The organism is Thalassobius sp. MITS945101 (assembly GCF_047123305.1).
Classification (GTDB): domain Bacteria; phylum Pseudomonadota; class Alphaproteobacteria; order Rhodobacterales; family Rhodobacteraceae; genus Thalassobius.
Genome location: NZ_CP138918.1, coordinates 3,131,091 through 3,152,529 on the forward strand (window position 1 = coordinate 3,131,091; position 21,439 = coordinate 3,152,529).

At 62.0% G+C, this 21,439-nt stretch carries 20 protein-coding genes; 12 read left to right on the forward strand and 8 right to left on the reverse strand.

The annotated features are described in order from the left end of the window. The first annotated feature begins 276 nt into the window (after positions 1–276). From cysS to SIC14_RS15535, 4 genes are all read left to right on the forward strand, one after another. Entirely contained in the window at positions 277–1,770 is a 1,494-nt protein-coding gene (gene cysS, locus SIC14_RS15520; RefSeq protein ID WP_412562819.1) for a cysteine--tRNA ligase, read from the forward strand. 197 nt (positions 1,771–1,967) lie between these two features. Then, positions 1,968–3,590 (forward strand): citramalate synthase, encoded by a 1,623-nt coding sequence (gene cimA, locus SIC14_RS15525; RefSeq protein WP_412562820.1) that lies wholly within the window; start codon positions 1,968–1,970, stop codon positions 3,588–3,590. Continuing rightward, positions 3,587–4,390 carry a squalene/phytoene synthase family protein gene (locus tag SIC14_RS15530; protein ID WP_412562821.1) on the forward strand — a complete coding sequence of 268 codons (804 nt, stop codon included), beginning with the start codon at positions 3,587–3,589 and terminating at the stop codon, positions 4,388–4,390. The genes cimA and SIC14_RS15530 overlap by 4 nt, the downstream gene beginning before the upstream one ends. 31 nt (positions 4,391–4,421) lie before the next feature. After that, entirely contained in the window at positions 4,422–4,862 is a 441-nt protein-coding gene (locus SIC14_RS15535) for a hypothetical protein (RefSeq protein ID WP_412562822.1), read from the forward strand. Positions 4,863–4,938: 76 nt separating this feature from the next. Here SIC14_RS15535 and SIC14_RS15540 read toward each other — a convergent pair whose 3' ends face one another. The 3 genes from SIC14_RS15540 to cobA all read right to left on the reverse strand — a co-directional run bounded on the left by SIC14_RS15540 (position 4,939) and on the right by cobA (position 8,518). Beyond that, positions 4,939–6,174: an MFS transporter gene (locus SIC14_RS15540; protein ID WP_412562823.1), complete on the reverse strand. Its 1,236-nt coding sequence runs from the start codon at positions 6,172–6,174 to the stop codon at positions 4,939–4,941. Positions 6,175–6,353: 179 nt separating this feature from the next. Next, positions 6,354–7,670, reverse strand: a complete 1,317-nt coding sequence (locus tag SIC14_RS15545) for a cobyrinate a,c-diamide synthase (protein WP_412562824.1) — start codon at positions 7,668–7,670, stop codon at positions 6,354–6,356. Then, positions 7,667–8,518 carry a uroporphyrinogen-III C-methyltransferase gene (gene cobA, locus SIC14_RS15550; RefSeq protein WP_412562825.1) on the reverse strand — a complete coding sequence of 284 codons (852 nt, stop codon included), beginning with the start codon at positions 8,516–8,518 and terminating at the stop codon, positions 7,667–7,669. Before cobA ends, SIC14_RS15545 begins: the two co-directional genes overlap by 4 nt. Before the next feature lie 88 nt (positions 8,519–8,606). Between cobA and SIC14_RS15555 the strand changes: the two genes are divergently transcribed. The 7 genes from SIC14_RS15555 to SIC14_RS15585 all read left to right on the forward strand — a co-directional run bounded on the left by SIC14_RS15555 (position 8,607) and on the right by SIC14_RS15585 (position 13,819). Beyond that, positions 8,607–9,677: a cobalt-precorrin-5B (C(1))-methyltransferase gene (locus SIC14_RS15555; RefSeq protein WP_412562826.1), complete on the forward strand. Its 1,071-nt coding sequence runs from the start codon at positions 8,607–8,609 to the stop codon at positions 9,675–9,677. After that, positions 9,674–10,414 (forward strand): cobalt-precorrin-6A reductase, encoded by a 741-nt coding sequence (locus SIC14_RS15560; RefSeq protein ID WP_412562827.1) that lies wholly within the window; start codon positions 9,674–9,676, stop codon positions 10,412–10,414. The genes SIC14_RS15555 and SIC14_RS15560 overlap by 4 nt, the downstream gene beginning before the upstream one ends. After that, a complete protein-coding gene (locus SIC14_RS15565) occupies positions 10,411–11,058 on the forward strand; it encodes a DNA-3-methyladenine glycosylase family protein (protein ID WP_412562828.1) in 648 nt (215 codons plus the stop codon). The genes SIC14_RS15560 and SIC14_RS15565 overlap by 4 nt, the downstream gene beginning before the upstream one ends. Beyond that, positions 11,055–11,720, forward strand: a complete 666-nt coding sequence (locus tag SIC14_RS15570; protein ID WP_412562829.1) for an alpha/beta hydrolase — start codon at positions 11,055–11,057, stop codon at positions 11,718–11,720. The genes SIC14_RS15565 and SIC14_RS15570 overlap by 4 nt, the downstream gene beginning before the upstream one ends. A 348-nt stretch (positions 11,721–12,068) precedes the next feature. Then, a complete protein-coding gene (locus SIC14_RS15575) occupies positions 12,069–12,653 on the forward strand; it encodes an HNH endonuclease (protein ID WP_412565879.1) in 585 nt (194 codons plus the stop codon). 88 nt (positions 12,654–12,741) lie between these two features. Further along, positions 12,742–13,179 carry a ribose 5-phosphate isomerase B gene (gene rpiB, locus SIC14_RS15580; RefSeq protein WP_412562830.1) on the forward strand — a complete coding sequence of 146 codons (438 nt, stop codon included), beginning with the start codon at positions 12,742–12,744 and terminating at the stop codon, positions 13,177–13,179. A gap of 106 nt (positions 13,180–13,285) precedes the next feature. Beyond that, positions 13,286–13,819, forward strand: coding sequence for a DUF5946 family protein (locus tag SIC14_RS15585; protein ID WP_412562831.1), 534 nt, complete (start codon positions 13,286–13,288; stop codon positions 13,817–13,819). Positions 13,820–13,832: 13 nt separating this feature from the next. Here SIC14_RS15585 and SIC14_RS15590 read toward each other — a convergent pair whose 3' ends face one another. The 5 genes from SIC14_RS15590 to SIC14_RS15610 form a co-directional block, all read right to left on the reverse strand. After that, the gene (locus SIC14_RS15590; RefSeq protein ID WP_412562832.1) at positions 13,833–14,444 is read right to left on the reverse strand and encodes a hypothetical protein; all 612 of its coding nucleotides are present in this window, start codon (positions 14,442–14,444) and stop codon (positions 13,833–13,835) included. A gap of 93 nt (positions 14,445–14,537) precedes the next feature. Next, complete coding sequence (locus SIC14_RS15595; protein WP_412562833.1) at positions 14,538–15,014, reverse strand: bactofilin family protein; 477 nt, start codon at positions 15,012–15,014, stop codon at positions 14,538–14,540. Beyond that, positions 15,004–16,329 carry a DUF5930 domain-containing protein gene (locus tag SIC14_RS15600; RefSeq protein WP_412562834.1) on the reverse strand — a complete coding sequence of 442 codons (1,326 nt, stop codon included), beginning with the start codon at positions 16,327–16,329 and terminating at the stop codon, positions 15,004–15,006. Before SIC14_RS15600 ends, SIC14_RS15595 begins: the two co-directional genes overlap by 11 nt. A 221-nt stretch (positions 16,330–16,550) precedes the next feature. After that, complete coding sequence (locus tag SIC14_RS15605; RefSeq protein WP_412562835.1) at positions 16,551–17,387, reverse strand: ferritin-like domain-containing protein; 837 nt, start codon at positions 17,385–17,387, stop codon at positions 16,551–16,553. Positions 17,388–17,392: 5 nt separating this feature from the next. After that, positions 17,393–17,854: a peroxiredoxin gene (locus SIC14_RS15610; RefSeq protein ID WP_412562836.1), complete on the reverse strand. Its 462-nt coding sequence runs from the start codon at positions 17,852–17,854 to the stop codon at positions 17,393–17,395. A gap of 210 nt (positions 17,855–18,064) precedes the next feature. Between SIC14_RS15610 and SIC14_RS15615 the strand changes: the two genes are divergently transcribed. Next, complete coding sequence (locus tag SIC14_RS15615) at positions 18,065–21,436, forward strand: DUF3971 domain-containing protein (RefSeq protein WP_412562837.1); 3,372 nt, start codon at positions 18,065–18,067, stop codon at positions 21,434–21,436. The last annotated feature ends 3 nt before the right edge of the window (positions 21,437–21,439 follow it).

Below are 21,439 nucleotides of genomic sequence, written 5' to 3' on the forward strand. Positions count from 1 at the left end.
TGCGATTGGTAGGGTATTCCATGCCTTTTGGTGTGGTTTTGCCAGCGGGCTGCGTAGGGCGCGAGAATTTCTGGCTGCGGTGCAATCCATCATTGCCGTGGCGCGGCGCGCAGGGTATCACTCCTGCCATGAACAAAACCCTTTGCATCATTACCTGCTGTATTCCCTGCTGAGTTTTCTCAGTTTTGCAGGCGTGTCGGGCCGTTCTCTATCTTCCATACATGAGTTGATCTTGCTAAGCCCGCCGCGAAGCTTTGGTGCGCGTGTGAGGACGCTATGACGGATACCGTGATTAAACTGCACAACTCGATAAGCCGGTCGAAAGAGGCGTTTGCGCCGATCGACCCCAAAAATGTGCGGATGTATGTCTGTGGTCCAACGGTTTATGACCGCGCCCATCTGGGCAATGCACGGCCGGTGATTGTGTTTGACACGCTCTACCGTCTGCTGCGCCATGTTTACGGGGCGGAGCATGTCACCTATGCTCGCAACTTCACGGATGTGGATGACAAGATCAACGCCACTGCCGTGTCGCGCAAAGAGGCGGGGGCCGAGGGCACGCTGGAACAGCTGGTCACCCAACGCTCGGATGAGACCATCGCCTGGTATCTGAAGGACATGGGCGCGCTTGGTGCGATGGAACCCGATCACATGCCGCGCGCAACCGAGTTTATCGGACCGATGGTGGCGATGATCGAGGATCTGATTGCCAAGGGTCATGCCTATGCCACTGAGGGCCATGTGCTGTTCGCGGTGGAAAGCTACAAAAACTACGGCGCGCTGTCGGGTCGGTCGGTGGATGACATGATCGCCGGCGCGCGGGTCGAAGTGGCGCCTTACAAGAAAAACCCGATGGATTTTGTGCTGTGGAAGCCTTCGACGGATGACCTGCCGGGCTGGGACAGCCCCTGGGGCCGTGGGCGTCCGGGCTGGCATATCGAATGCTCGGCCATGTCTTATGAGCTGCTAGGCGCGTCCTTTGACATTCACGGTGGCGGCAACGACCTGCAGTTCCCGCATCATGAGAATGAGATTGCGCAAAGCTGCTGCGCCCACCCCAAGGGGGAGTTTGCCCGCTACTGGATGCACAATGAGATGCTGCAAGTTGAGGGCAAGAAGATGTCCAAGTCACTAGGCAACTTCTTCACCGTGCGGGACCTGTTGGATCAGGGTGTGCCCGGTGAGGTGATCCGCTTTGTCTTCCTGTCGACCCATTACGGCAAGCCGATGGACTGGACCGAGAAGAAGGCGAAAGAGGCGGAGAAATTCCTAAGGAAGGTGGCGGAGTTTCTTGCTGCGGATCCAAGCACAGAGGTTTGGAGCTCGGGGCCCAATGTGATCGTGCCGCAAGAGTTGGTCGACGCTCTTGCCAATGATCTGAATACCTCATTGGCGCTGACTTTGGTCCGTAAGTATCTCAAAGAAGGAAAAAAGGCTGAACTGCGTGGTTCTTTGTGGTTGCTGGGATTTGACGAGCAAAGCCTCATCGAAAATTTCCATCCTTTCATGGCGAGCGCGTCGTCGGAGGTTCAGGTGGCTGGTGTTGTTTCGGCTGCAAGAACTCAAGAAGAAGGCGGTCTTGAGTTGGCGCACTTGGGTCGAAAACTAACAGCCCTCCGTGCCACGGCGATGGAGACCAAGGACTTTGCGCCGGTGGATGCGTTGAAAAACGCGCTGATGGACGCCGGGGTTGAGGTGCGGATGAGCAAGGCGGGGGTGGAACTGCTACCCGGTGCCGGTTTTGATGCGGCGAAGCTGGAAGGGCTTTGAATCTACGTAGCTCGGGCGTCAGCCCGAGCCGCGCCCGACCCTCCCCCCGGGAGGGCGCTTTGGCGAAGTCTTACCTACTAAAGACCTTGTCATGGGCTTGAAAGGCACCACGGTGCTCATATGGAACGAATGCGCCCACCCAGGGTCGGGCGCGGCTCTTGGCGCAAGCCTGAGCGGGAGAATTGAGGGGAGCCAGCATGTCACGCGAGCGGCTATATATCTACGACACCACCTTGCGCGACGGGCAGCAGACGCAGGGGGTGCAGTTTTCCACGCCGGAGAAGCATCAGATTGCGGCGGTGCTGGATGAGCTGGGTGTGGACTACATCGAGGGCGGCTGGCCTGGTGCCAACCCCACGGACAGCGAGTTCTTTGAGGCCAAGCCCAAGCTGAAGGCGCGTTTCACCGCTTTTGGCATGACCAAGCGGGCGGGGCGTTCGGCAGACAATGACGATGTGCTGGCGGCGGTGATGAATGCCGGCACGGGGTCGGTCTGTCTGGTTGGCAAATCCCATGACTTCCACGTGGAAACCGCGCTGGGGATCACCTTGGCGGAAAACACTGAAAACGTGGCCAAATCGGTCGAGCATATCGTCGCTTCGGGGCGCGAAGCGCTGTTTGATGCGGAACATTTCTTTGATGGCTATAAGGCCAATCCGGCTTATGCGCTGGAGGCGGTGAAGGCGGCCTATGAGGCTGGTGCGCGCTGGGTGGTGCTGTGCGACACCAATGGCGGCACCATGCCGTCTGAGATCGGGGCAATTGTGGCGGCGGTGATTGCGGCGGGCATTCCCGGCGATCACCTCGGGATCCACACCCACAACGATACGGAAAACGCGGTGGCTGGCTCATTGGCGGCGGTGGAGGCCGGGGCGCGGCAGATCCAGGGCACGCTCAATGGCCTGGGCGAACGTTGTGGCAATGCCAATCTGACCACGCTGATCCCAACGCTGTTGCTGAAGGAACCCTATGCCAGCCAGTTTGACACTGGTGTGAGCCGGGAGGCGCTGAGCGGGCTAGTGAAAGCCTCGCGTCTGTTGGATGACATTCTGAACCGGGTGCCGCAGCGGCAGGCGCCCTATGTGGGGGCGTCGGCCTTTGCCCATAAGGCGGGGCTGCATGCCTCGGCGATCCTGAAAGATCCCAGCACCTATGAGCATATTGACCCCGCCACAGTGGGCAATGACCGCATCATTCCGATGTCCAATCAGGCCGGGCAGTCCAACCTGCGCCGCCGACTGGCCGAGGCCGGTTTGGAAGTCGACAAAGGCAATCCGGCGCTGGCGCGGATCCTGGATGTGATCAAGGCGCGCGAAAGCGAGGGCTACACCTATGATTCCGCGCAGGCGAGCTTTGAGCTGCTGGCGCGGGCTGAGCTGGGGCAACTGCCCGAGTTCTTTGAGGTGAAGCGCTACAAGGTCACGGTGGAGCGGCGCAAGAACAAGTACAACCGCATGGTCTCTCTCTCTGAAGCGGTGGTTGTTGTCAAAGTGGACGGTGAAAAGAAGCTGTCGGTGTCGGAATCGATGGATGAGACCGGCAGTGACCGCGGTCCGGTGAACGCGCTGGCCAAGGCCTTGATAAAGGATCTGGGGCGCTATTCCGAAGTGCTGGCCGATATGCGGCTGGTCGACTTCAAGGTGCGGATAACTCAGGGCGGTACCGAAGCCGTCACCCGTGTCATCATCGACAGCGAAGACGGCCAGGGGCGGCGCTGGTCCACCGTGGGCGTGTCGCCAAACATAGTGGATGCCTCCTTTGATGCGCTGTGTGACGCGATCACCTGGAAGCTGTTGCGCGGTGAAGAGGCGGGATCGTGAGTGCGGCTGCGGCGCAGGGGGCGGAGGTCGAACATGACGATTTTGCCGCCTGTGCTGGCTTGGTTGAGCGGGCGGATCCGGACCGGTTTCTGGCCACAATGGCTGCGCCGCCTGCGGCGCGGGATGTGCTGTTTCCGCTGTTCGCCGCCAATGTCGAAGTGGCCCGCGCCCCTTGGGTGACGCAGGAGAGCATGATCGCCGAGATGCGGCTGCAATGGTGGCGTGACGCCTTTGAGGAGATCGGCAAGGGCGGCGTGGTGCGCCGTCATGAGGTGGTGACCCCGCTGGCGCTGGCGATGCGGGCCGAGGATGCGCCGCTGTTGGATCAGCTGTGTGACGCGCGGCGCTGGGACATTTACAAAGATCCGTTTGAGGATTTTGCCGACTTCGAAGGCTATTTGCAGCACACCTCGTCGAACCTCTTACTGGTGGCGGTGAACGCGCTGGGAGGCGGGGCCGAGGATGTTGTGCGCGATCTGGGCTATGCGGCGGGTCTGGCAAATTTCCTGCGCGCCATTCCGGCGTTGGAAGCGGCGGGGCGGGTGCCTTTGCTGGACGGTCGGCCTGAGGCTGTGCGCGATCTGGCGGCAGAAGGCTTGCGCCGATTGGCGCGGGCACGCAAACGGCGTGGCGACATTGCACCTGCTGCTGCGCCTGCCTTGCTGAGTGGCTGGATGGCCGGCCCGGTGCTGCGCCGCGCCCGCGCGGTGCCACAGGCGGTGGTGCATGACGAGATCACCCCGTCCGAGGCGCAACGGCGGTTCAGCCTGATGTGGCGCAGCCTGCTGCGCCGCTGGTGAGCTGGTTGGTTCGAGGCTTCTTGGCGGATTCATGATGATACCTAACGTCTCTGAGCAATACTTTCAGTCTCTTTTAATCCAGCAGGATGCACGGGCCGCTGTATCAACGATTAGTGGATTTTGGGCTTATCGTGCAGATGAAAGCCTGCCACTTTGGGGTTTGTCTCAATCCGAATACTTCTGCCAGCTGGTGCTGATTTCCACAGGTGAAATTGCAAACGGGGGCTTAACGCAATTTGTGGAAAACCGTGGCACAGAGCTGATGGCCGATCACATTGCAGCAATGCGTGCAGTTTTGTTGGATCAATTTGCGGATGTCCTCGTGCTCGCCGAGTTAACGCCTTCAAACGCCACAGCGCTTCGGGAGCTTGACCATCGTGCATGGGGGCTCTTGGACGGAGTAGACCGATCCATTCAGCGTTATCTTGGCAAAAACCAACGTTCGGTACTTGTTGGCGAGCGTCGGCCATAAACCGTTTTTGCATTTTGAATAGCAACAATGAAAAGGGGGCCAGTGGCCCCCTTGGATGTTGTTATCTTGATGAGGCTTAGGCCAGCTCTTCTTTGGGTTGGAACATCAGCCAGATCAGCGCGCCACCGGCCAGCACCAGGAAGGGGGCCATGGCGTAGTTCACCGCCTGCCAGCCATCCACCGGATCACCGCCGGAACAGTTCATTAACCCGCCCGAAGCCAGCGAGGCCAGGGTCACACCGCCAAAGACCAGAAGGTCGTTGAGGCCCTGCATCCGGCCGCGCTCTTCCGCGGTATGGGAATTGGCCAGCAGCGTGGTGGCACCAATGAAGCCGAAGTTCCAGCCGAGACCCAGTAGGATCAGCGCCACAAAGAAGTTTTCCAGCTGAACCCCCTGCAGCGCCACAGCGCCCGCGCCAGCAAGGATCACCAGACCTGCGGCCATGATCGTCTTGGTGCCAAAGCGTGCAATCAGATGGCCGGTGAAAAAACTGGGCGCATACATCGCCAGCACGTGGGCGGTCACCACATCCGCGGCATTGTCCTGTTCAAACCCGCAGCCCACCACCGCAAGGGGGGTGGAGGTCATCACCAGGTTCATCAGCGCGTAGGACACCATGGCACAGATCACGGCGACCGCGATCTGCGGCGTTTTCAGCAGCTCCCAGCGGCTGCGGCCTTTGGGGGCATCTGCTGTGGGCTTCTCCGGGGTTGGGATGTCAAGGAGCAGGAACAGCAAAGAACCCAGCACGTTGATGGCAATCACCGCGATATAGGCGCCCAGGAAGGGCACCACGAAAGCGTCAGAGGTGAGCTTGACCAGCTGTGGACCGATGATTGCGGCGGCCAGACCGCCCGCCATGACATAGGAAATTGCCTTGGGCCGGAAGGCATCCGAGGCGGTGTCTGCGGCGGCAAAGCGGTAAAACCCATGTGCCGACATATATGTGCCGGTCAGGAAAGAGCCGACCAGGAACAGCGGGAAAGAGGCAATCGACAGCGCATAGGCGCCCACCGCGGCCCCGGCTGCGCCAAACGCGGTGCCCACCATAAAGCCGATCCGTCGGCCAAAACGCTGCATGACCGCCGAGACCGGCGTTGCCGAAAGCATCGAGGACAGCACGATCATCGAGATCGGCAGCGTGGCAAAACAGAGGTTGGAGGCCAGGCTTTGGCCGGCCAGGCCGCCGATGGTGAACAGCATCGGCATCTGGGCCCCTAGGATGGCCTGGGCCAGCACCAGAATGACAACATTGCGTTTGGCTGATGGGGTGCCAAGATTTTGGGCGGGGATGGGCTGTGTTTGGGTCATGGGGCAAGTGCTAAACAGATTGGTTCAACCCCGCAAGCGGCCTCCTGCCGCAGGAGGGCTGCGACTGGGGTGTGCGTTTGTGCACATTTGTGACGGTTTGTCCGAGGGAAGGCGTGGGATTTGAGTATTTTGGGCAAGATGAAAGGCGCCGGTGGTCGTAGGCCCTCTGGGGGATTTGATCAGGCGAGGTCGATCAGATGGGCGAAGGAACCATGGGTATGGGCCTGACCGTGGCGCTGGCTGAGGCCCATATCCGGCAGCGCGTTGCCTTCTGCATCTCTGGCGGCAAAAAGCGGCTGTCCCTTGGCGCTGAGTGTGGTGGCGTAGTGGAACTCATGCGCTTTCAGCGGCCCTGTGAACGGCCCTGTGAACGGACCGGTCAGCGGCGTCAAGTCGCGGTAGCCGAGGTGCAGTTTGCGTTTGGCAAAGGAGGTTTCCAGCCGCAGCAAACCGGCCATTTTGTGCGCGGTGCCATCTGCGTCGACCAGCACGTCGCCAAGGGTCATGTAGCCGCCGCATTCGCCATAGATTTCAGTGGTTTCTGCGGCTTTGCGTAGGCTTGCCATAAAGGTTGAGTTGGCGGCGAGGCGGCCCGCGTGCAGTTCGGGATATCCGCCGGGCAGGTAGAGGAAATCACAGGCGGGCACCGCGTCATCCGCGAGCGGTGAGAAGAAGGTGATTTTGGCCCCTGCGGCGCGCCAGTCCGCCAGCAGATGTGGGTAGCAGAAGGCATAGGCCTGATCGCGGGCCACGGCGATGGATTGTGCGGGCGGCGGGATGCGGCGGGCTTGGGGTTTGTTGGGCGTTGGACGCAGAAGGGTTTGGAGGGTTTCCTGATCGAGGCTTTCAGCCAACGCATCTGCGGCGCGGTCGAGGAATTGGTCGAGACCGGCGCGTTCGCCCGCCTGCACCAGACCAAGGTGGCGTGATGGCATGGCGAGTGTGGCATTGCGGCGCAGGGCGGCCAGCACCGGCAGGCCAAGGGGGGCGAGGGCGCGGCGCAGCATCGCCTCATGCCGGTCGGAGCCGACATTGTTGAGGATCACAGCGGCGATGGTGACATCTGCGTCAAACCGGGCAAACCCTGCGACCAGCGGCGCGACGGAGCCAGCCATGCGGCCGGCGTCCACGACCAGCACCACTGGCAGTTTGAAAAGACGCGCCAGATCGGCCACCGCGCCTTTGCCTTCGGGTGGGGCGCCATCAAAGAGGCCCATGGCGCCTTCGATTATCAGCGTGCCGTCACCCGAGGCGAGGTTTTGGAGCCGGTCCGGCGACATCGCCCAGGCGTCCAGGTTCAGGCAGGGCTGGCCGCAGGCGGCTTCGTGAAACTTGGGGTCGATATAGTCGGGGCCGGATTTCGCCCCGCGCACGGTCATGCCTTGCCGTGCGAGCAGCCGCAGCAGCGCCAGCGTGACGGTGGTTTTGCCTGCGCCCGAGGCGGGCGCGGCGATGATCAGCCCTTTGGGGGGCGTGGGGGCGGTGGCGGCGCTCACGCCTGTTCGGCCGGGCGGCCGCGCCCCAGGGGATCAAGGTTGCGTGGGGTTTCGCCCGCAATCAGCCCCTGCCAGTCCAGTACCTGCCGCATCAGAACCGAACGGCCTACACAAAGGATCGCGGGCGGCTTCAGGCCGGAGGCTTTGATATCCGCGGCCATTGTGCCCAGCGTGGTTTCCAGCACCTGTTGATCTTCGGTGGTGGCGGAACAGACGACAGCGCAGGGTTCATCGGCGGGACGACCGGCGGCGAGCAGCTCACCGGCGATGCGCTCCACATGTTTCATGCCCATGTAGATCACCAGCACCTGCGCGCCTTCGGCAATGGCCTTCCAGTTCAGTGACGACGGGGTGTCGCCGGTCTGGTCATGGCCGGTCACAAAGGTCACCGACTGGTTCACATCGCGGTGGGTGACGGGGATGCCCGCATAGGCCAGCCCACCGATCCCGGCGCTGATGCCGGGGATGATGCGGCAGTTGACGCCATGTTGGATCAGGGTCTGGGCCTCTTCACCGCCGCGGCCAAAGACAAAGGGATCGCCGCCCTTGAGGCGCAGCACCCGTTTGCCCGCACGGGCCAGATCCACCAGCCGCAACGAAATGTCGCGCTGTTTGGCCGAAGGTTTGCCGCCGCGTTTGCCCGCATAGATATGTTCGGCCTGAGGCGCCCAGTCGAGGATCGCCTCCTGCACCAGGGCGTCATAGATCACCACATCGGCCTGGCGCAGCGCGTTCACCGCATGCAGCGTCAGCAGGCCGGGATCGCCGGGACCTGCACCACAGAGCCAGACCCAGCCGGGTTCCAGCGTGGGCCAATCATGGGCGGGGAGGGTGAGCGAGTCAGTCATGCCCCCTGTATGCCCCGCAGCGCTCTGAGAGAGAAGTCCGGAAACGACATATTGGCGGCGGTTGCGCCTGCGCCTATAGTCGCGGCTGATGAGCCGGAAACCCGACAGAGAATTGCGCCGTGGCTGGACCACGGGCGCCTGTGCCACCGCTGCGACGCGGGCGGCGCTGATGATGCTGTGGGGCGAGGGCAAGCCGGAAAAAGTGCGCATCACCTTGCCCCGTGGCGAAAGGCCCGAGTTCGAAGTGGTTGAGGCGCGACAGGGCGAAGGCTGGGCCGAGGCAGGGATTGTGAAGGACGCGGGCGATGATCCCGACGTCACCCACGGGACGCTGATTCTGTCGCGGGTCGAGGTCTCAGCCGGGGGGGTGGTCTTTGTTGGCGGTCGCGGCGTGGGGCAGGTCACCAAACCCGGTCTGCCGATCCCGCCGGGCGAGCCTGCGATCAACCCGGTGCCACGCCAGATGATGACCCAGACGGTGGAGGAGATGGCCGCGCGGTTGGGGCAGGCACCTGATATTCAGATCACCGTTTCGGTTCCTGCCGGTGAGGAATTGGCGGCAAAAACCTGGAACCCGCGTTTGGGCATCAAGGGTGGGTTGTCGATCTTGGGCACCACGGGGATCGTGCGGCCCTTCAGCTGCGCGGCCTGGATCGCCTCGATCCATCGTGGGGTGGATGTGGCGCGGGCCGAGGGGCTGGCCCATGTGGCGGGCTGCACCGGTGCCACCTCGGAACGGGTAGTGCAGGGGCTTTATGAGCTGCCGGATCACGCCATGCTGGATATGGGTGATTTTGCCGGGGGGATGTTGAAATACATCGCCAAACATCCGCTGCCCCGTGTCACCGTCGGCGGTGGCATCGGCAAGATCACCAAACTGGCGCAGGGCGCGCGGGATCTGCATTCGGGCCGCTCGCAGGTGGATTTCGATCTGCTGGCAGACTGGCTGGATGATGCGCGGCTGCGGGAGTGTAACACCGCGTTGCAAGCCTATGAGATGATTGGAAAAGAGATGGCCGAAATGGTCGCGGAGAAGGCCTTGGTTGAGGTGAAGAAAATGGTGCCCGAGCGTGTGGAATGTGCCGTGGTGGTGATTGATCGGGCGGGCAATCTGCTGGCGCGGACCGATGTGGCGCAGGACAGTGAGGCGGCGCAGTGACGGTTCTTTTGTTGGCGGGCACTGGCGAAGCCCGCAAAGTGGCCGAGGGGCTGGATCGCGCCTATGTGCCGGCGATCGCCTCTTTGGCTGGTGTGACCGAGGCCCCGAAACCCCTGCCAGTGCCAACCCGCGTGGGGGGATTTGGCGGAGAAGCGGCGTTTCGTGACTACCTTATCGGCAAAGATATCAAGGCGGTACTGGATGTAACACATCCGTTTGCGGCGCAGATCTCGACCCGGGCGGCGCGGGTGGCGGCAGCGCTGTCGCTGCCTTACTGCCAACTGCTGCGGCCTGCGTGGCAGCCTGAGGCGGGGGATTTCTGGACCGCGGTGCCGGATGCCGCAGCGGCCTGCGCGCGCATTGCGCCGGGGGCGAAGGTGTTTCTGGCGACGGGGCGCAAATCGCTGCCAGACTTCATGGCACTGTCGCAGTGCGATGTCACCCTGCGTGTAGTGGATCCACAGGCGGAGGCATTTCCGATGCCGTTGGGCCGGTTTGTCACCGGCCGTCCGCCCTTTACCGTGGCGGAGGAGAAGGCGCTGTTTGAGGAGTTGGGCATCGACACTCTGGTGGTGAAAAACGCCGGTGGCACGGCTGGGAAGGCCAAGCTGGTGGCGGCACGTGATCTGGGCATTCGGGTGATCATGATCGACCGTCCGGTGCAGCCCGACGCCTTGCAGGTCACCACGGTCGAGGCGGCTGTGGACTGGGCCGTCGCGCAGAAGGTGATGCCGTGAGCGCAGGTGCAAACACCGTTGGACGGATCATCGAAACAGAGGCCTGTGTGGCCGAAGGGGTAGACTGGCTCTGCGCCCAGGATCCGGCGATGGCGCGGGCCTATGCGGTAACCGGTCCCTTGCCGTTGCGGCGCAAGCCGGATGGCTTTGGTGAGCTGCTGTCAGCGATTGTCAGCCAGCAGGTCAGCGTGGCCTCGGCCAATGCGATCTGGAAACGCCTGCAGGATGCGGGTTGCGTTAGTCCCGAAGGCGTTCAGCGCTACAGTTTTGACGATCTGCGCGGGCTGGGCCTGTCGCAACAGAAGGCGCGTTATGCGCTGGCGCTGGCCGAGGCGGGGATCGATTATGACGCCCTGCGCGCCGTTCCGGATGCGGAGGTCATCAAGGTTTTGACCGCGGTCAAAGGTATCGGCGTTTGGACGGCAGAGATCTACGCGATGTTCTCGCTGGGCCGCGCGGATGTCTTTGCCCCCGGTGATCTGGCGCTGCAGGTGGCGGCGCAGGATCTTTACGGGCTGGAGGCGCGTCCCAAGGAACGTGAGCTGCGCCAGCTCAGTGAAAATTGGAGCCCCTGGCGTGCCGTTGCAGCGCGTCAGCTCTTTGCCTATTACAGGCATGTCAAACAACGGGAAGGGATCAGATGACACGTGTTTTGCAGGCGGGCCGCAAAGAGCCCAAATCCGGGGTCACCCGGTCGGTGGTTGTGTTCCTGCATGGTTATGGCGCCAATGGCGCGGACCTCTTGGGGCTGGCAGATCCTTTGGCGGATCATCTGCCCGACACGCTGTTCATTGCGCCCGATGCGCCGGAAAACTGCGCCGGGTCACCCATGGGCTACCAGTGGTTCCCGATTCCCTGGATCGATGGCTCCTCCGAAGAAGAGGCCGAACGTGGCATGGTGCAGGCGGCCGAAGACCTGAACGCTTTTCTGGATGCGGTGCTGGTGGACGAAGACCTGCTGCCTGAACAGATGGTGCTGTTTGGCTTCTCGCAAGGCACCATGATGTCGCTGCATGTTGCGCCGCGCCGTGAGGATGAGATTGCCGGCATCGTGGCTTTCTCGGGTCGGTTGATGTCACCGGATCTGTTGAAGGATGAGGCGATCTCGAAACCCTCGATCCTGCTGGTGCATGGCGATCAGGACGATGTGGTGCCGGTGCAATCGCTGCCAGAAGCCGCCGAAGCGCTGGATGAGGCCGGGTTTAAAGAGGTTTACGCCCATATCATGAAGGGCACCGCCCATGGCATTGCCCCTGACGGGCTGTCGGTGGCGCTGGCCTTTATGCGCGACAAGCTGGGGCTCTGAACGGGGCCTTCGGGGTGTTTTGAGGGCGGGAAGAGGGGCGTTGCCCCTCTCTGGTCAAAAATGGAATTTTGCCCATTCACACCCCAGGATACTTAGCCCAAGAAGAAAACGCCGCCTTAAGCGCCACCCGTGGAGTTCCGCAGGTGGCGCTTTTTTGTGCAGGCGTCTTGCGGGGGGCGGTGTCATATGCCTGTCACAGGGAGCCGCGAAGAATATGGGGGAGAATCTCTATATCGTGGGGGTTGCCCGAAGCCTCAACGGATATATAGTATGAGGTAAGGCGCGGGTCGGGGGACCCAAGACCTCCCCGGTCCACGTTCGGTTCAGAGCGGAGAGGGTGTGACCCTGATGGACGGCGATTTCAGGCATGAGTTTGTAAGAGAGCGCGGGGCGCTGAAACAGCATCCGGCGCTGGTGTTAAATGCGGATTACCGGCCCTTGTCCTACTACCCGCTGTCGCTTTGGCCCTGGCAGGAGGCGGTGAAGGCGGTGTGGCTGGATCGGGTGGACATCGTGGCCGAATATGACACCGTGGTGGCCAGCCCCAGTACCCGGATACGCATCCCCTCGGTGGTGGTGCTGAAAGACTATGTAAAACCTCGAAAGCGCGTGGCCTTCACGCGCTTTAATTTGTTTTTGAGGGATGAATTTTCTTGCCAGTATTGTGGCAGCCGGGGCGATCTGACCTTTGATCATGTGGTGCCGCGCGCGGCTGGGGGGATCACCAGCTGGGAAAATGTTGTGGCGGCCTGTTCGCCCTGCAATCTGAAAAAAGGCTCGAAATCGCTGCGTCGGGCGGGCATGTCGCTGCGCAAGGTGCCACGGCGGCCGACGGCTGGCGAGTTGAACAATGTTGGGCGCAAGTTTCCGCCCAACATGCTGCATGACAGCTGGATGGATTACCTCTACTGGGATGCGGAACTGGAGGCCTGAGGCCTGTCGCGGTGGGGCGTTTGACAAGACGGGCCGAAACTGGTCCAAACCCGCTGTAATCTGACCTCTTGGAATCGGGAAAACCGCCATGACCGCCAAACGTGTTGTGATCTCCAGCGATCACGCGGATATCGAGCTGCGCAAGACCATCGCCAAACATGTCGCCGCCAAAGGCTTTGCGGTGGCGGACATCGGCCCGATGACCAGCGAAAGCACCCATTACCCGCTGCACGGCAAAGCGGCGGCAGAGACAATTGTCGCGGGCGAGGCCGATCTGGGCATCCTGATCTGCGGCACCGGTCAGGGCATTATGATGGCGGCCAACAAGGTTGACGGCATCCGCTGTGGGGTCTGTTCCGACGTGTTCTCGGCCAAGATGATCCGTGCCCATAATGACGCCAACATGTTGTCGATGGGCGCCCGGGTGATTGGTGAAGGTCTGGCGCTGGAGATTGTGGATGCCTTCCTGGAGGCGGAATTTGAAGGCGGCCGTCACGCCACCCGTGTGGAGATGATCGAGGGCTGATTTGGGCCGTTGGTTGACAGGTTTTGAGGCGTCCCCGATCGATTTTGGGGGCGCTTTTTGTTTTTTTGCGTTTTGATTTACTGGATTTTAACGAAGGTGTTTGACGATGGCTGGCAATGACCAGACAGCGGCGCGGATCTGCCCCGGTTGTGGCGCTGATCTGGATCCGGAGGTGGGGCCAACCCACAACTATATGACATCCAGCCCCGCCTGCTACACGCGGTTCACGGCGGTGTTGGCACATGAATATTCCGATCCTGCTTTGCTGGCGACCCACCGGCTGAGCGTGGACAGCTATGCGGTGCAACACCCCGGCAACGGGGCGGAGCGGCGGATGGTGCAATCCGTCGGCCTGCATCTGGCGCGGCTGTGCGTACAGCTTGAGGATCATGCGGCTGGGCGGCCGCGTGGGGCTGAGGCGACGAATGCAGTGATGCTGGGGCTGGGGCAACATAAGGCGACGCTGGAGTGGTTGGAGCCGCCAGCGCGATTTGAGGTGACCGTGGCGGATGTTGCGCCCTATGCGGGCGGGCCGGAACATGCGGCGCGGGTGATCGCTTGGGCCGAGGCAACATGGGCAGATTGGTCCGCGCATCATGACTATGTGCGCGATTGGGTCGGGCGCTGGTTGGGGCGGTGAAGGCCCCGCGTGACTAGGCCTTGCTGCAGGCGGTCTGGATGTAGCCGGGTTGTCCGTAGGGTTGCGAGGTGACGGGGTACCAATCAAGGCGTCTGTAGCTCCAGGCGTAGCTCTGCCCGTCTACAGTGGTGAGGCCATGTGCCTCGCCCAGGAAGTTGGTGCGGGTGTGGCGCAGCGACCAGAGGAAACTGTGGCGCTTGATCTCGGACGCGCCCAGGGCGATGGCGCGCTGACACATGAGGTTGCGGCTGTGTTTCTCTGCCATCGGCAGGGCAAGAGGGATCGCGACGGCCACAACAATCAGCGGTGTCCAGATCCGCAGGGGCGGGAAGATCGCAGCGATCAAGGCGAGGCAGAGGCCCGCGCCAAGCGGGAAGTAGTAGAAGTCAGCGTAGAAGCTGGAATGCTGTAGGAGCACGGAGGAGACGGGAAGGACGGTCGGCAGTGGCCAGATAAAACCGATCAGGGCGGCCCAGCCTGATCCCAAAAAGAGCATGAGCAGGGTCATCAGCACGGAAAACTGCAGCGCCAGTGCCCCGTAGAGCCAGCGCCTTCCTGATTTGCGCAACCCGAGGAGGAGCCAGAACCAGAGGGCGGCCAAGAGGAGGAAAAGGAGTGCGATCAATAGAACCACGTTGGTGATCCGCAATGGCTAAAAAGAAAAGGCGCCCCCGAATGCCTTCTGGGGACGCCTTGGAAATCTCGGATCCGGTGGGGATCAGCCTTCGGCTTTGGGCGCCTTGGCAGGTTTGCCACCCGACAGCGGGTCGTCCTGACGCTGGACGGAGCCTTCGAAATGGGCGCCGCTTTCGATGGCAATGGTCTTGTGAATGATGTCGCCTTCGACGCGGGCGGTCGAGGTAAGGCGCACCTTCAGGCCACGCACGCGACCCACGATGCGGCCGTTGATGACCACGTCATCGGCAACCACTTCGCCTTTGATGGTGGCGCTTTCGCCGATGGTCAGCAGGTGGGCGCGAATGTCGCCTTCCACGGTGCCTTCGACCTGAATGTCGCCGGTGGTTTTCATGTTGCCGGTCACGTGCAGATCCGAGGACAGCACAGAGGCCGGCGGTTTGGCCTTGGGCGCGGTGGGTTTGAAATCCGTCTTGGGCGCGGCAGCTTCTGGGGCGGCCGGCTTCGGAGTTTCAGCGGCCTTGGGGCCAGGTTCGTTGATTTTGCTCTTAGAAAACATCGTTTGCAGCCTTGATATAGATCATGGGATTAACGGGCTTTCCGCCCACGCGCACCTCATAGTGGAGATGGGTCCCGGTTGAACGTCCGGTATTTCCCATATCACCGATGCGTTGCCCGCGCGAGACCCTTTGACCGACCTTCACGCGAATTTTCGACATATGAGCATAGCGCGTCTCGATGCCAAACTCATGTTGGATCTTCACAAGACGGCCGTAGCCCGAGGACCAGCCCGCGTGGATCACCACGCCATCGGCGGTCGAGTAGATGGGGGTGCCCGTGGGGCCGGCGAAGTCCGAACCCTTGTGCAGACGGCGCCCGCCGGTTTTCGGATCGCGGCGGTAGCCGAAGCCCGAAGTGAAGCGCACCGCGTCTTTTACCGGTTTGGCAAAAGGCGCCTTGGAGGCGGCGATACGGTAGAGGTTCAACTGGTCGAGCTGACGCAGAATGCGGTTGGCACGCATTTCATCCGCCGAAGGTTCTTCGCCTTTGGTGGAGAAGGACATCGGCATCAGCGGGCCGCCCTGACCGGCGTGGTTGGCGCGCACCTGATCGATCAGACTTTTGGTCGATAGACCGGCGGCGCTGAACATCTTGTCCAGCGGCTCGACCGAGATGGTCATGGCGTCTTCCAGCTGGCGGAAAATCTGATCGTTCTGATCCTCCATCAGTTTGATCTGAAACTCGAGGTTTTCGGCATCTTTCACCGCTTGACGGGCATCGGCCAGGATCTTGTCCCGCTCCGCGGCCGTGTCCGCCAGGGCGGCGACCATGAAATCAAGCGTTTCATTGCCTTCCTGGCTGGCGGCGGCGGTTTCAATCGGCTGCGACATCTGTTGCAGCACGGCCAGACGCCCGCGGGCCTGATCGCGCTGGTCCATTGCGTCGCGCAGATTGGCCTGAATGACCCCGATGCCGGTTTCCAATTCACGCCGCGAGGTTTCCGAGGCCAGAAGCTGGCTCTGCATGTCGGAAATCTGATCCAGCGCCAGATTGAACCGGTCCTGTGCGGCCATGGCTTCGGTGGCGCGGGTGTCGCGCTCCTCGGCCAGAAGGTTCAGCCGTTGTTCATAAGTGCGCTGGTCCCGCTTGGCCTGTTCGCGGAAGTTGCCGGCGCCAATGCTGTCCATCAGCAAAATGGCGGTGGCCACGATCGCCCAGGCGACCACTGAAGCGCTGCCTGCAAAGGCAAAGAGCTGCGTAACCGGACGCAGGCGGATGAACCGCGTGTCGCTATCCGATCGCAGGAAGAGGCGACGCTCGGGGAACCAGGGTTCCAGCATGGCGTCGATCTTGATTGCTAGACGTGTTCTCACGCGTCCGTCCTTTTGTCCGTCCCCACTCAACGCGGCCCGCTCTTATGGCAAGTCCGCCGCAGTTGTTTATCAGCCCCCCCGTTTAAGGCAACAAATTTAGGTAAATTCCCCCTTTCGGCGGGTGAGTTTCCGCCGATTTTGGCGGAATATTGCCGATTCTGAGGGGGTTAGGGCGCTGCCAGACCCCGACGGAGGGGGCTGGTCTGACGTTGTAGAACGGTCTAGCTGTCGCGCGGTTTGTTGGGGATGTCATCTGCCAGCGGCCAGTAGAAGTCCGGCGGCAGACCGGCTTCGGCACGTTTTTCTTCGTTAAAGGGCGGCTTCAGGGCACCGTGGAAATACTTGCGCACAAGGGCGTGGAATTCATCCTTCGGGTCCAACTCATGTCGCCCGCAGAGGAAATGGAACCATTTGGAGCCATAGGCGACATGGCCAACTTCTTCGGCGTAGATCACCTCCAGCGCTTCGATGGTGGCGGTTTCCTTGGCGTTCTGGAAGATCTTGATCATGCCCGGTGTCACATCAAGGCCGCGGGCCTCCAGCACCATCGGCACCACCGCGAGGCGGCCCATGATGTCGTGAACGGTGTCTTCGGCCGCGCGCCACATGCCGGCATGGGCGGGCAGGGCGCCGTAATGGCTGCCCATCGCTTCAAGGCAGTCGCATACCATGTTGAAATGTTTGGATTCTTCGTCAGCGGATTTCACCCAGTCGTCATAGAATCCAAGCGGCATTTTGATGTGTCCAAACCGCGCGATGATGTCCCAGTGCAGGTCGACGGCGTTCAGCTCGATATGGGCGACGGCGTGCAGGATGGCTTTGCGGCCCTCGGGGCTACCGGGGCGGCGGCGGGGCACGTCACGGGGATCCAGCAATTCGGGCTTTTCGGGACGGGCCGGACGCAGCGGCGGTTCGGCCTCACCAACAGGTAAGGGCGTGCCAGCGGCGCGGGCGGCAAACCATTCGGCGGCGTATTTGTGCGACAGGGCGGTTTTTTCACGCCCATCGGCGGTGGTGAGAACCTCCACCGCCATCTGGGTCAGGGTCTTGGCAGTCATCAATGTCAGCCTTTGAGTGCTTTGACGGCGTCCAGCACCTCTTCGACATGGCCGGGAACCTTCACCTTGCGCCATTCCCGCGCGATGTTGCCGTCGCCGTCGATCAGGAAGGTGGACCGTTCGATGCCCATGAACTTCTTGCCGTACATGGATTTTTCTTTCCAGACGCCAAAGTCTTCGCAGACGGTGTTTTCCTCATCCGACAACAGGCCGATGGTCAGCTCTTTCTTGTCGCGGAACTTGGCGTGGCTGGCGATACTGTCTTTGGAGATACCAAAAACCACCGCACCCAGCGCGTCAAAAGCGGCTTTGGTTTCGGTGAAGCCGATCGCCTCTTTGGTGCAGCCGGGCGTGTTGTCGCGCGGGTAGAAAAACAGCACCACAGGGGCCGGACGCAGGGCCGAAAGGGTCACGTCGTCGCCGCCGTCCTGCGGCAGGGTGAAATCTGGGGCCGGGGTTAAAGACACTGCAAATCCTCGCCTGTTTGTGTAAACTTGGCAGTAGGTATAGCTTTGCGTCGCAAAGATGAAAGGCCGTCAGGGCAAAATCCCGCCGACCGGCATAAGGTTTTGCGCAAGCGGCCGGAAATCCGTGTATAGCGGCGATACGGCGAAGATAACGCCTCAGGGAAGCCCCGGGAAACGGGGACGAGGGACGAGAGCAGGAGCGTAGCGGCGGTGACATCCGCAACGGATCAAGACAGCACAGACGTACCTGAAGAGGTGGCGGAGGGGCCAGCAGCCCCGTCCGATGCTGCGCCGTCCGAACACCTCACCAGATCAGACCGTAAGGGATGCCCCAAGCGCCGCAGGCGGCGCCGGATCGTTGGCTGGAGCTGTGGATCTGTGCTGATGGTGATCGCCGGTCTGGCGCTGGCGGCCTACCTGCTGATCGGGCGCGAGGTGACGGCGCCGCAATGGGTGCAGGCGCGGCTGGAGGCGCGGCTGTCGCAAATGGTGCCGGAAGGTTCGGTCCGCTTTGGCTCGGTCTCGGTTGAGGTGTCGAACCGGTTGAAACCGCGGGTGCTGATGTTGGATGTGGAGGTGCTGGACGTCAATGACCGCCCCATTCTGGCGCTGGGAGAGTTGGAAACCGGACTGGCGGCACGGCCTTTGCTTGAGGGCAAAATGCGGCTGGGCAAGCTGCGGATGTCCGGGGCCGAGGTGAACATGCGCCGCCGCGCGGATGGGTCGTTTGATCTGGCCTTCGGGGCCAGCCTGCCAGAGGTGGAGCAAGCGGCAACCCCGGCGGAGATGATCGCCAATCTGGACGCGCTGCTGACGTCATTAGAGCTGGAGCATCTGCGCGAGATTATCGCTGACGCCTTGATCCTGCGGTTTGAAGATGCCCGTGTGGGCCGTGCCTGGACGGTGGATGGCGGGCGGGTCAGCCTGATCCGCGACGGTGAGGACCTGCGCATTCGCGGGGATATGGCGCTGCTGGGCGGCCACCAGTTTGTGACAACGGTGGAAACCAATTTCGAAAGCCGCATTGGCGAAACCACGGCGCAGTTTGGCATGAGCTTTGAGGATATGGTTGGTCCGGACATTGCCGTGCAGTCGGCTGCTGTGGCCTGGCTGGAAGCGGTGCAGGCGCCGATTTCGGGGGCGCTGCGTGGCTCGATTACTGATGATGGCGGCTTGGGGCCGATCTCGGGCACTTTGCAGATTGGCGAAGGGGTGATCCAGCCGACGGCCGCCACCAAACCGGTGCCGTTCCGTTCGGCGCGGAGCTATTTCACCTATAACCCGCTGGCGCAGGACCTGGTGTTTGATGAGTTGTCGGTGGACAGCAACTGGATTGCGCTGCGGGCCGAGGGCAAGGCCATTCTGGAAGGGGTGGAGGCCGGGGTGCCCGAAGCCTTCCTGGGCCAGTTCACTCTGTCTGACCTGACCGCCAAACCCGACAATCTGCTGACCCAGCCGATGAGCGTCGAAGCGGCAGATATGTCGTTCCGTCTTGGGCTGGATCCGTTTGAATTGCACATGGGGGAGTTGACCCTGCGCGCCGAGGGGCAGACAGCGGTTTTGAACGGTAAGGCGCGGGCGACCTCGGACGGCTGGCAGGTTTCTGCCGGGGCGCAGGTTGCGGAATTGGATCCGGCGGCGCTTTTGCGGCTGTGGCCTGAGGATCTGAAGCCGAAAAGCCGGGCCTGGGTGGAAAAGAACATCTATCAGGCCACACTCACCAACGGGCAGTTGGCCTTCCGCAAAACCTCAGGCCAGCCGCATGATCTGTTGGCGAGCTTTGAGTTTTCTGACGCCAAGGTGCGCTACTCGCGGCATTTGCCGCCAGTGGAACAGGCGATGGGGCATGGGGTGCTGGAGGGCAAGCGGTTCACCGTTGCCGGTGACGCCGGTGTGGTGCCTGCGCCCGAAGGCGGCTGGATCGATGTCACCGGCACCACGTTCACAATTGACGACATCACGGTGAAACCTGCCAACGGCGAAGTGAACCTGAAGGCGCGCGCCAATGCCACGGCGACGCTGTCTTTCCTTAATCTGCATCCGCTGTCGGCGCTGGACAAGGCGGGGCGCGGTCTGGATATGGCAACGGGACTTGTCCGCGCGGAAGGTCAGTTGCGGATGCCGCTGAAAAAAAGGCTGCCACCAGAAAAGGTGCGCTATGACATTGATGCGGTGCTGGAAAATGTGGTCTCAACCACTTTGGTGCCGAAAAAGACCCTGCGGGCGGAACAGTTGCAGCTGAACGTGAACAACGAGCGGCTGGTGATCCTGGGGCCAGGCACTGTGGATGGGGTGCCGTTTGATGCGGTTTACGAAGGTGGGCTGACCAAGGAAACCCGTGGCCGCGCGGAGGTGTACGGCACGGTTGAAGTTTCGGCCGAGGCGCTGGACGCGTTGAAAATTGCGCTGCCCAAAGGCTCGGTCAGGGGGCGCGGTTTGGCGGATATGGTAATCCAGCTGGAAAAGGGTCAGCCGCCCCGGTTTGCACTGAGTTCCGAGCTGCGCGGGATCGGCCTGTCAGTGCCGCCGCTCAGCTGGTCGATGGGGCAGGACACCCTGGGACAATTCGCCATTTCGGGGCAGCTGACGGAACCGCCGGTGATTGACGCCCTGTCTTTAGAGGCGCCGGGGATGAGCGCGGCAGGCACGCTGAGTCTGAAATCCGATGGCACGCTGGACCGCGTTCAGCTGTCGCGGGTCAAGGCCGGTGCCTGGCTGGATGCCCCCGCCACGCTGATTGGGCGCGGCAAAGGCAAACCGCCGTTGGTGCAGGTGCAGGGCGGTACGGTGGATCTGCGCCGCAGGCCCGCGTCTGCCGGCACCGGCAGCGGGCAGGGTGGGGTGACGCCGATGGAGGTGCAGCTGGACACGCTGCGCATCACCGATACCATTCGCCTGACTGATCTGCAGGGGCGTTTCAGTGCCGCGCGCGGGATGAGCGGCAGCTTCACCGGTCGGGTCAACGGGGTGGCTTCGATCGCGGGGGATATGGCGGCTGCAGGCAGCCGGTCCGCCATCGAGATCCGCAGCGCAGATGCCGGTGCGGTGTTCGCGGCGGCGGGCATCCTGAAACAGGCGCGCGGCGGCGATATGGTGCTGCGGCTGGTGCCGGCCGAGGCGAAGGGCAACTACGACGGTGAATTGATCGTTTCAGACACGCGCGTGACCGATGTGCCTGCCCTGGCGGGGTTGCTGCATGCGGTCAGCATTGTGGGGCTGCTGGAACAATTGTCGGGTCCCGGGATTTTCTTCAGCGAGGTTGAGGCCAAGTTCCGCCTGACCCCCGACTCGCTGATCCTGCGTAAGTCTTCGGCCATCGGGGCATCAATGGGGATTTCGATGGACGGCTATTTTGACCTCAAGAACAAGGCGATGGATTTTCAGGGGGTGCTTTCGCCGCTCTATGCGCTGAACGGGATCGGGGCGATCTTCACACGGCGGGGCGAGGGGCTGGTGGGGTTCAACTACCTGCTGAAAGGCACCTCGGATGTGCCCAAGGTGCAGGTCAACCCGCTTTCGCTCTTTACGCCGGGCATGTTTAGAGAGATATTCCGCCGCCCGCCTCCGAAGGTGACCCAGTAACTG